General features: G+C 75.0%; 1 protein-coding gene. It reads right to left on the reverse strand.

Annotated features, from left to right (window positions below):
- Window positions 1–55 precede the first annotated feature (55 nt).
- A complete protein-coding gene (locus ACFWZ2_RS28815; RefSeq protein WP_384550513.1) occupies window positions 56–10,927 on the reverse strand; it encodes an SDR family NAD(P)-dependent oxidoreductase in 10,872 nt (3,623 codons plus the stop codon).
- Between the last annotated feature and the right edge of the window lies 1 nt (window position 10,928).

The following is a 10,928-nucleotide window of genomic DNA, read 5'->3' on the forward strand; positions in this document are numbered from 1 at the left end:
GTCGGTGTCGCTCCCTGATTGCTTGGCGGTGCCGGGGTGTCGTGGCGCGGGGTCGTCACGGGGCGGTGCTGTTGTCGAGCGCCGCGCGCACGAGGTCGGCGACCGCCATGGACTTGATGTCCAGGCTGCGCTCCTCGGTGCTCGTGGGTGCCGGGGCGGCGGGCTCGGAGAGTTTCAGCAGGCTGTCGAGCAGCCCTGCCGCGCGGATGCGGGTGACGGGGATGGCGGCGAGCAGTTCGCGCACCTGGTCGTCGTCGGCATCCGGTGCGGTGACGGCCTCGGGCTCGGCGGGGCGGACCCGTTCGAGCAGGTATCCGGCCAGGTCCTTCGGGGTGGCGTAGTCGAAGATGAGGGTGGAGGGCAGCCGGAGGCCGGTGGCCGCGCCGAGCCGGTTGCGCAGCTCGACGGCGGCGAGCGAGTCGAAGCCCAACTCGGTGAAGGCGCGCCGGGGTTCGACGGCGGAGGCGCCCGCGTGTCCGAGCACGGCGGCGACCTCGGTGCGGACCAGGTCGAGCACGGTGTGCTCGTGGTCGGCGCCCGGCAGGTCGGCCAGGCGCTCGGCCAGGGTGCGGGTCCGGTCGGCGTGCGGGGCGCGGGCGGTGACACCGGCCAGGGCGCGCAGTACGGCGGGGACATCCTCGCCGCGGCGGCGCAGCGCGCCGCTGTCGATGCGGACCGGCACGAGCGTCGCCAGGCCGCCCGCGACGGCGTCGTCGAACAGGTCGAGGGCCTCGGCGGGGTCGAGCGCGCCGATGCCGGAGCGTTCGATGCGCTGCAGGTCGGCCTCGTCGAGGCGGCCGCCCATGCCGCCCGCGCCGGACCACAGGCCCCAGGCGAGGGAGGTGGCGGGCAGCCCGTGCGCGGCGCGGTGTTCGGCGAGGGCGTCGAGGAAGACGTTGGCCGCGGCGTAGTTGCCCTGGCCCGATGCGTCGAGGGTGCCCGCGGCCGAGGAGAACAGCACGAAGTGGCGCAGTGACCGCTCGCGGGTCAGCTCGTGCAGATGCCAGGCGGCGTCGGCCTTGGGCCGAAGGACCGTCTCGATCCGCTCCGGTGTGAGCGCGCCGACCGTGGCGTCGGCCAGGACGCCCGCGGTGTGCACGACGCTGTCGACGGGGTGCGCGTCGAGCAGTGCGGCGAGCGCGTCCCGGTCTCCGGCGTCGCAGGCGACGAGTTCGGCGCGGGCACCGAGTGCGGCCAGCTCTTCGCGCAGCGCATCGGCTCCGGCCGCCCGTGGGCCGCTGCGGCTCGCCAGGACGAGGCGGGTGACGCCGTGGCGGGTGGCGAGGTGCCGGGCCACGAGGGCGCCGAGTCCTCCGGTGCCGCCGGTGACCAGGACGGTGCCCCAGTCGGCGGGCTCGCCCGGTGCGCCGGTCTCGGCACGGGTCAGCCGGGGCGCGCAGGCCTTGCCGTCGTGCCAGGTCACCTCGGGTTCCCCGGAGTCGAGGACGGCGGCCAGTGCGGCGCGGTCCAGGGGTTCGCCGTCCGTCGGTCCGACGAGGACGATCCTGCCGGGGTCCTCCGACTGCGCGGCGCGGATCAGGCCGCGGACGGGGGCGTCGGCGAGGGTGTCGCCGGTGAGCACCAGGAGGACCGAGTCGGCGAACCGCTCGTCGGCCAGCCACTGTTGGACGGGTTCCAGGGCGGCGCGCAGGGCGGCGCGCACGGCGTCCGGCACGGCCTCGCCGTCGGCTTCGGGTGCCCGCACCGGCAGGACGACCGCGTCGGGCACGGTGTCGCCGAGTGCGGCGAGGTCGGCGTGGACGGGGGCGTCGAGGCCGAGGCCTTCGTCGCCGAGCACCGCCCAGGTGCGGCGGTCGGGCCGCCCCGCCGCCTCGGGCAGCGGCACGGGCTCGACGGCGTACAGGGGGCGTTGTTCACGGGTGAGCCGGTCGGGCGTGACCGTGCGGGTGACGAACGACGCGACGGTGGCGAGGAGACGGCCCTCCTCGTCCGCCAGCTCGATGCGGGTGCCTTCGGCGCCGGGGGTGACGCGGACGCGGGCGGCGCGGGCGCCCTGGGCGTGCAGGGTGACGCCGGTCCAGGCGAACGGCAGGGCGATGCCGGACGCGGCCTCGCGCGCGCCGTCAGCGGTGTCCTCCAGGAGGGAGGTCACGTGCAGGGCCGAGTCCAGGAGCGCCGGGTGCAGGCCGTAGCGCGCGGCGTCCTGCCGTGCTTCACCCGGCAGTTCGAGCTCGGCGAACAGCGTGTCACCCTGCCGCCATGCCGTGCGTACGCCGCGGAAGACGGGTCCGTAGTCATAGCCCTCGGTGTGCATGCGGGGGTAGAGGCCCGCGACGTCGACCGGGGTCGCGCCGGGCGGGGGCCAGGTGCCGAACGGGCGCGGCTCCTGCGCGGCGGCGGTGAGGGTGCCGGTGGCGTTGCGGGTCCAGCCCTCGTCGGCGGGGGCGTTCTCCGGCCGCGAGTGGATCTCGACGGTGCCGTCGGTCCGGGCGGCGACCTGGATGCGTACGGCGATGTCCTCGGGCAGCACGAGGGGTGCCTGGAGGGTCAGTTCGTCCAGGGCGGGCAGGCCGACGCAGTCTCCGGCGTGCAGGGCGAGATCGACCAGCGCGGTGCCCGGCAGCAGCACCGTGCCGAGCACGGCGTGCTCGGCGAGCACCGGATGGGTGGCGGTGGAGATCCGGCCGGTGAGCAGGACGCCGTCGGTGCCGGCTGCCTCGATCCTGGCGCTGACCAACGGGTGGTCCACAGGCGTGAGTCCATGGCCTGCGGCATCGCCCTTGGCGACGGGAGCGTCGAGCCAGAAGTGGCGGCGCTGGAAGGCGTACGTGGGAAGTTCCGTACGGCGGCCCTCGTAACCGTCGTACAGGGCGGCCCAGTTGATGTCCGCGCCCCGGGTGTGGATCACGCCGAGGGCGGCGAGCAGCCCGGGCACCTGGGCGACGTCCTTGCGGGCGGCAGGCACGAAAGCGACGTCCGCGCCCTCCTCGGCCGTACCGTCGACGCAGTCAGGACCCATGGCGCTGAGCACGGCCGCCGGGCCGAGCTCCAGGAAGGTGTCGGCACCTTGGGCGGCCAGCGTGGTGACGGCGTCGGCGAAGCGGACCGTGTCCCGCACGTGCCGCACCCAGTAGTCGGCGGAGGCGAGTTCACCGGGTGCGGCGACGGCACCGGTGCGGGTCGAGACGATCGGCACGCTCGGTTCGGCGGCCGTGATGCCGGCCATGACCTGCCGGAACTCCTCCAGCATGGGGTCCATGCGGGGCGAGTGGAATGCGTGCGAGACATGCAGCCGACGCGTTCCGGTGAATCCGGCGGCGAGTTCCGTGACGGCGTCCTCGTCGCCGGAGACGACGACGGCGCGGGGGCCGTTGACGGCGGCGATGCTCATGCGGGCGTCGAGGAGCGGCAGCACCTCGTCCTCGGCGGCAGGAACGGCGATCATCGCGCCGCCCTCGGGCAGTGCCTGCATGAGGCGGCCACGGGCGGCGACGGCGGTCACCGCGTCCTGCAGGGACCACACTCCCGCGACGTGCGCGGCGGCGAACTCGCCGATCGAGTGGCCCGCCAGCCAGTCGGGGCGCGCCCCGAAGGACTCGAGGAGCCGGTAGAGGGCGACCTGGGTGGTGAAGAGGGCGGCCTGGGTGTACGCGGTCCGCTCCAGCGTCTTCGCGTCGTCGCCGAACACGACCTCGGCGAGCGGCAGTTCGAAGTGCTTGTCGAAGAGCGCGGCCGTCCGGTCGAAGTGCTCGGCGTACACCGGATACGTGTCGTACCAGTCGCGGCCCATGCCGGTGCGCTGCGCGCCCTGCCCGGAGAACAGGAACGCCAGGCCGCCCTCGGTGACGGAACCGGTGACGAGGTGGCCGGGTGCCCGCGTGCCGTGTGCGAGGGCCGCGAGGGCGGTGGCGGTCTCGTCGGCGTCCGCGGCCACGACGACGGCCCGGTGCGGGTGGGTGCCGCGCGTGGTGGCCAGGGCGAGGCCGAGGTCGGCGGGTGCGGCGCCGGTCAGCTCCCGCAGCCGCTCGGCCTGACCGCGCAGGGCCTCGGGCGAGCGGGCGGAGAGCGGCAGGGCGACCACGGCCGGGGTCTTCGACGGCGGGACCTGCGCGGGTTCTGTGGACTCGGCCTCCGGCTCGGCGAACTCCTCGATGACGACATGGGCGTTGGTGCCGCTGATGCCGAACGAGGAGACGGCCGCGCGGCGCGGCCGGTCCCCCGCCTCCCACGGACGGGCCTCGGTGAGCAGCTCCACCGCACCGGCCGTCCAGTCCACCTGATCGGAGGGCGCGTCGACGTGCAGCGTGCGCGGCAGCGTGGCGTTGCGCATCGCCATGACCATCTTGATGATGCCCGCGACACCGGCGGCGGCCTGGGTGTGACCGATGTTGGACTTGATGGACCCCAGCCACAGCGGCCGCCCCTCCGGCCGCTCCTGGCCGTAGGTGGCGAGCAGGGCCTGGGCCTCGATGGGGTCGCCGAGGGTGGTGCCGGTACCGTGCGCCTCGACGGCGTCGACATCGGCGGTGGTCAGCCCGGCTCCCGCCAACGCGGCGCGGATCACGCGCTGTTGGGAGGGCCCGTTGGGGGCGGTGAGGCCGTTGGACGCACCGTCGGAGTTGATCGCGGAGCCGCGGACCACGGCGAGCACCCGGTGACCGTTGCGGCGGGCGTCGGAGAGCCGCTCGACGACGAGCATGCCCACGCCCTCGCCCCAGCCGGTGCCGTCGGCCGCCGCGGCGAACGACTTGCAGCGGCCGTCGGCGGCGAGGCCCCGCTGGCGGGCGAAGTCCACGAAGGTGTCCGGCGTCGACATCACGGTGACGCCGCCGACCAGGGCGAGTTCGCACTCGCCCTGCCGCAGCGCCTGGGCGGCCAGGTGCAGGGTGACGAGCGAGGAGGAGCAGGCGGTGTCGACGGTGACGGCCGGGCCCTCCAGGCCCAGGGCGTAGGCGACGCGCCCGGAGACCACGCTGCCGAGGTTGCCGTTGCCGAGGTAGGCGGCGACGTCGTCGGGCACTTCGGTGAGCCAGGTGCCGTAGTCGTGGTACATGACTCCGGCGAAGACCCCGGTGCGGGAGCCGCGGATGGCGGCCGGGTCGATGGCGGCCCGCTCCAGCGCCTCCCACGACACTTCGAGGAGCAGCCGCTGCTGCGGGTCCATCGCGACGGCCTCGCGCGGGCTGATGCCGAAGAAGTCGGCGTCGAACTCGGCCGCGTCGTACAGGAAGGCGCCCTCTCGGGTGTACGTACGTCCAGGGGTGCCCGGCTCCGGGTCGTACAGCGCGTCGGTGTCCCAGCCGCGGTCGGCGGGGAACTCGGAGACGCCGTCGACACCGTCGGCCACCAGGCGCCACAGGTCCTCGGGCGAGCGCACGCCGCCGGGGTAGCGGCAGCTCATGCCGACGATGACGATCGGGTCGTCGTCGGCCGCCGCGCGGCCCACGGCGGCCGGTGCCGGGGCCTGCGGTGCCGCCCCGAAGAGCGCGTCGCGGATGTGGTCGGCGAGCGCCTGGGAGGTCGGGTAGTCGAAGACGAGCGTGGCGGGCAGCTGCAGTCCTGTGGCGGTGTTGAGGCGGTTGCGCAGCTCCACGGCGGCCAGCGAGTCGAAGCCGATCTCAGTGAACGCGCGGGCCGGGTCGATGGCGGACGCGCCGTCGTGCCGCAGCACGGACGCCACCTCGCCGCGCACCAACTCCAGGAGTGCGCGGCCGCGTTCGGCGACCGGCAGGGCGGCGAACGCCCCGCCCGCGACTGCTCCTTCGGCGGCCGTGGCGGCCGTGGCCCGTCGGGCGAGGGGCCGCACGACGGCGCTGAGCAGCGGAGGTATCGCGTCGGGGCGGCGGCGCACGGCGGCGGCGTCGACCTCGACGGGGACGATACGGGACCCGGGGGAACGTACGGCCGCGTCGAACAGCTCCAGCGAGCGTTCGGCGCTCAGGCCCGGCAGGCCGTACCCGGCGATGCGGTCCAGGGTGGCGTCGTCGAGTGCGGCGCCCATGCCGGTGTCGGTGGCCCACAGGCCCCAGGCGAGGGCGGTGGCGGGCAGGCCGAGGGAGGCGCGGTGTTCGGCGAGGGCGTCCACGTAGGCGTTGGCGGCGGCGTAGTTGCCCTGGCCCGCGCCGTCGAGGACGGCGGCGAGCGAGGAGAACAGCACGAAGTGGCGCAGGTCGTGGCCGTGGGTCAGCTCGTGCAGGTGCCAGGCGCCGTCGGCCTTGGCGTGGAAGACCTCGTCGACCATCTCGTCGGTCAGTCCGTCGACGATGCCGTCGCGCACCGTGCCCGCCGCGTGCACGACGGAGTCGACGGGGTGGTCCGCGAGGAGGCGGCGCACCGCGTCCCGGTCGCCGATGTCGCAGGCGGCGACGGTCACTTCGGCGCCGAGTTCGGCGAGTTCGGCTTCCAGGGCGGGTGCGGAGCCCCGGCGGCCGACGAGCACGAGGCGGCGCACGCCGTGTGCGCGGACCAGGTGCCGGGCCAACAGACCGCCGAGGCCACCGGTGCCGCCGGTGATCAGGACGGTGCCCCATTCGGTCGCGGCGTCGGCCGCCGCGGTCGCGGTCACGGCAGGCAGGGCGTTCAGCCGGGGCACGGTCAACCGGCCGTCCGTCACCGCCAGTTCGGGTTCGCCGGTGGCGAGGGCGGCGTGCAGGTCGGCGTCGGCGGGCAGGGCGTCGTGCGCCACCAGGACGTACCGGCCGGGGTTCTCGGCCTGCGCGGAGCGGACCAGGCCGCGTACGGCGGCGTGCCCGGGACTGTCGGGCGAGGTGACGAGGACGAGCCGGGTGGCGGCGAGACGTTCGTCGCGCTGCCAGGTCCGCAGCAGCCTCAGGACCTCCACGGTGGCGTCGCGGGCGTCCCGCGCGGACCGGCTCGGGACGGCGGGCACACGGTGGACGGCGGCGTCCGGGGCCGCTCCGTCGGGCAGGCTTTCGGGGCCGCCGTCCAGGACGGCGATACGCGGGGGCGCGGTGGCCGCGGGACGGGGGCACGGCACCCACCCCACCGTGTAGAGCACGTCGCTGTCCGGCACGGGCAGGGAGGTCAGTCCCCCGATGTCGGCGACGGGTGCGCCGGTGGCGTCGGCGAGGTGCAGCGCGAGGGTGGAGCCCGCGGTGCGGGTGATCTTCACGCGGACGGCGGCCGCGCCGGTCGCGTGCAGGGTGACGTCGGTCCAGGCGAACGGCACCAGGACGTCGGCGTCCGGTTCGGCGTCGAGGTCGGCGGCGTGCAGCGCGGCGTCGAGGAGCGCGGGGTGCAGGCCGAACGCGCCGGCCTCGGCCGCGGCCGCCTCGGGCAGGGCCACCTCGGCGTAGACGTCGGCGCCGTGCTTCCAGACGGCACGCAGGCCCTGGAAGGCGGGACCGTAGCCGTAGCCCTGGTCGGCGAGGTCCGCGTAGACGCCGGTGACGTCGAGGGGTTGGGCGCCCTGGGGCGGCCAGACGGTCAGGTCCGTGGGCGTGGTTCCGGGCGCCGCGGCGGTGGCGGTCAGCACGCCGGTGGCGTGGCGGGTCCAGGGCGCGGCGTCGTCGCCGTCGGGCCGGGAGTGCACGGTGACGGAGCGTCGTCCTGACGCGTCGGGCTCCGCGACGGCGACCTGGATGGCGACGCCCGCGTCGGCGGCGAGGACCAGGGGCGCGCCGAGCGTCAGCTCCCGCAGGGTGCCCACGCCCACGTGGTCTCCCGCGCGCAGGGCGAGTTCGACGAAGGCGGTGCCGGGGAACAGCGCGCGGCCGGAGATGACGTGGTCGGCGAGCCAGGGGTGAGTGCGGGTGGACAGTCGTCCGGTGAGGACGACGCCCTCGGCCCCGACGGCGACGACCGCGGCCAGCAGCGGGTGCCCCGCGGGAAGTTGACCGAGCCCTCCGGCCCCGGCGGCCGTGCCCTGCTCCAGCCAGAACCTGCGGCGCTGGAAGGGGTAGGTCGGCAGGGGTATGCGGCGTGCGCCGAGCCCCTTGAAGTGCCGCTCCCAGTCGACGGGCACGCCCCGTGCGTGCGCGACCGCGAGCGCGGTCATGGCCTCGCGGGTCTCGGCGCGGTCGCGGCGCAGCACCGGCAGGAAGGCGGTGGCGGGAGTGTCGGTGCAGTCCGGGCCCATCGCCGAGAGCACCGCGTCGGGGCCGATCTCCAGAAACGTACGCACGCCCTCGTCGGCGAGCCGGCGCACGGCGTCGTGGAAGCGCACCTGCGCCAGGACGTGCCGCACCCAGTACTCGGGGTCGCACAGTTCGGAGGTGACCAGGTCACCGGTGACGGTGGACATCACGGGCAGGGCGGGCTCGGCGTAGTCCAGGACATGGGCGACGCGGCGGAACTCGGCCAGCATCGGTTCCATCAGAGGCGAGTGGAAGGCGTGACTGACACGCAGGCGCTTGGTGTCGTGGCCGCGCGCGGCGAGTTCACCCGCGATGCGTTCGACGTCGGTCTCGTCACCCGAAATCACCACGGAGACGGGGCCGTTGACCGCGGCGATGCCGGTGCGTTCGGTGAGCAGCGGCAGCACATCGGCCTCGGTGGCGCGTACGGCCATCATGGCGCCGCCCGCCGGAAGCCGCTGCATGAGACGCCCGCGTGCGGCGACCAGGATCGCGGCGTCCTGGAGGGTGAGCACTCCGGCGACGTGCGCGGCGGCGATCTCCCCGATGGAGTGCCCCGCCAGGTAGTCGGGCGTCAGGCCCCAGCTCTCCAGGAGGCGGTAGAGGGCCACTTCGACGGCGAACAGGGCGGGCTGCGCGTACTCGGTACGGTGCAGCAGCTCCGCCTCGGGCGAGCCGGGCTCCGCGAACAGCACGTCGGCGAGCGGCAGTTCGAGCTGGAGGTCCAGGTGGCCGCAGGCGGCGTACAGCGCGTCGGCGAACACCGGGTGGGTCTCGGCGAGTTCCTTGCCCATGGCGTTGCGCTGACTGCCCTGTCCGGTGAACAGGAACCCGAGGGCGCCGCCCGTGGCGGCGGTGACGGGCCCGGTGCCGTCGGCGAGGGCGGCGAGCGCGTCCCGCAGCTCGCCTCGGTCACCGGCGACGAGGACGGCGCGGTCGGTCAGGGCGGCGCGGGTGGTGGCGAGGGAGTGGGCGAGGTCGACCGCGCCGCTGTCCACGGCGTCCGAGGAGTCCGCTGTGTCGGCCGCGTCCGCCGCGTCCACGAGGGCCAGCACGTCGGCGGCCCGGTCCCGCAGCGCGCCCTCGCCACGGGCGGACAGGACGAAGGGGTGGATGCCGCGGGTGTGGTGCGAGGTGCCGTCCGGCGCGTGGTGCGCGGCTCCGCCCGACGCACGCCCCGGGCCCTCGTCCCCTCTCCCGTCCCCGGGTTCCGCCACCTCGCCGTCCGGCACCGGCAGTTCGAGAACGACGTGCGCGTTCGTCCCGCTGACTCCGAACGAGGACACCCCCGCCCGGCGCGGCGCACCCGTCTGCGGCCACGGCCTGGCCTCGGTGACCAGCTCGACCGCGCCGGAGGCCCAGTCGACGTGCGGACTCGGCTCGCCCACGTGGAGGGTCTTGGGTATCTCCCCGTGCTCCATGGCCAGGATCATCTTGATCATGCCCGCGACACCCGCGGCGGCCTGGGTGTGCCCCAGATTGGACTTGACCGAGCCGAGCAGCAGCGGCGCCCCGGGCTCGCGCCCCTGTCCGTACGTGGCGAGCAGCGCGGTGGCCTCGATGGGGTCGCCGAGCCGCGTGCCCGTACCGTGCCCGTCGACCACGTCGACATCGGCTGCGGTCAGCCCCGCATCGGCCAACGCCCGCCGGATCAGGCGCTGTTGAGACATGCCGCTCGGGGCGGTGAGACCGTTGCTCGCACCGTCCTGGTTGATGGCGGAGCCGCGGACGACGGCGAGCACCCGGTGCCCGTTGCGCCGCGCGTCGGAGAGCCGTTCGAGAACCAGCACGCCGACGCCCTCGGCGAATCCGGTGCCGTCGGCGTCCGCGGAGAACGCCTTGCACCGCCCGTCGGGCGCGAGGCCCCGCTGGCGGCTGAAGGCGGTGAACACCCCGGGTCCGCCGAGCACGGCGACGCCGCCCGCCAGAGCCAGCGACGACTCGCCCTGCAGCAGCGAGCGGCAGGCCAGATGGACGGAGACCAGGGACGCGGAGCAGGCGGTGTCGACGGTGACCGCCGGGCCCTCGGCGCCCAGGACGTAGGCGACGCGGCCGGAGATGACGCTGGAGGCGTTGCCGGTCATCAGATAGGCGTCGAGCCCGTCGGGTGCCTCGTGCAGGCGCGGGCCGTACTCCTGGACCTCGGCTCCGAAGAACATGCCGGCCGCCGTGCCGCGCAGTGCGGTGGGGTCGATCCCGGCGTCCTCCAGGGCCTGCCAGGAGGTCTCCAGGATCAGGCGCTGCTGCGGGTCCATGCCGAGCGCCTCGCGCGGGCTGATGCCGAAGAACTCGGCGTCGAACTCGGTCGCGGTGTCCAGGAATCCACCGGCGCGCACATAGGCGCTGCCCGGCACCTCGGGGTCCTCGTCGTAGAGCGCGGCGAGGTCCCAGCCGCGGTCGTCGGGGAAGCCCGAGAGCACCTCACCGCCGTCGGTGAGCAGCCGCCACAGGTCGGCGGGCGAGGAGACGCCACCGGGGAACCGGCAGCCGATGCCGACGATGGCGACCGGCTCGTCGGCCGGGCCCCGGGACACCGTCGGGGGGACGTCGTCAGGCGCGCCCAGGGCCTCGGCGAGCAGCCGTCCGGCCATGGCGTCGGCCGTCGGGCAGTCATAGGCGACGGTCACCGGCAGGTCGAGGCCGGTCCGTTCGGTCAGCCGTCGGTGCAGGTCCACCGCGGCCAGCGAGTCGAGGCCGAGGTCGGCGAACGGAAGCGTGGGATCAAGCGTGCCGACGGCGTCCGAACGGGCCGCCTCGATCGCCTCGACCACGGCGGTGTGCACCAGGTCGGTGACGAACCTGCGGTGTTGTGACGGCGCTGCGGCGGCCAGCTGCCGCGCCAGCGCTGAGTCGGAACCGGACCCGTTCATG

The organism is Streptomyces sp. NPDC059002 (genome assembly GCF_042740435.1).
Lineage (GTDB): Bacteria > Actinomycetota > Actinomycetes > Streptomycetales > Streptomycetaceae > Streptomyces.

Excerpts from the sequence above, each read along its gene's own strand:
- ACFWZ2_RS28815 (WP_384550513.1), bottom strand. The coding sequence starts at position 10,927 with ATGAACGGGTCCGGTTCCGACTCAGCGCTGGCGCGGCAGCTGGCCGCC.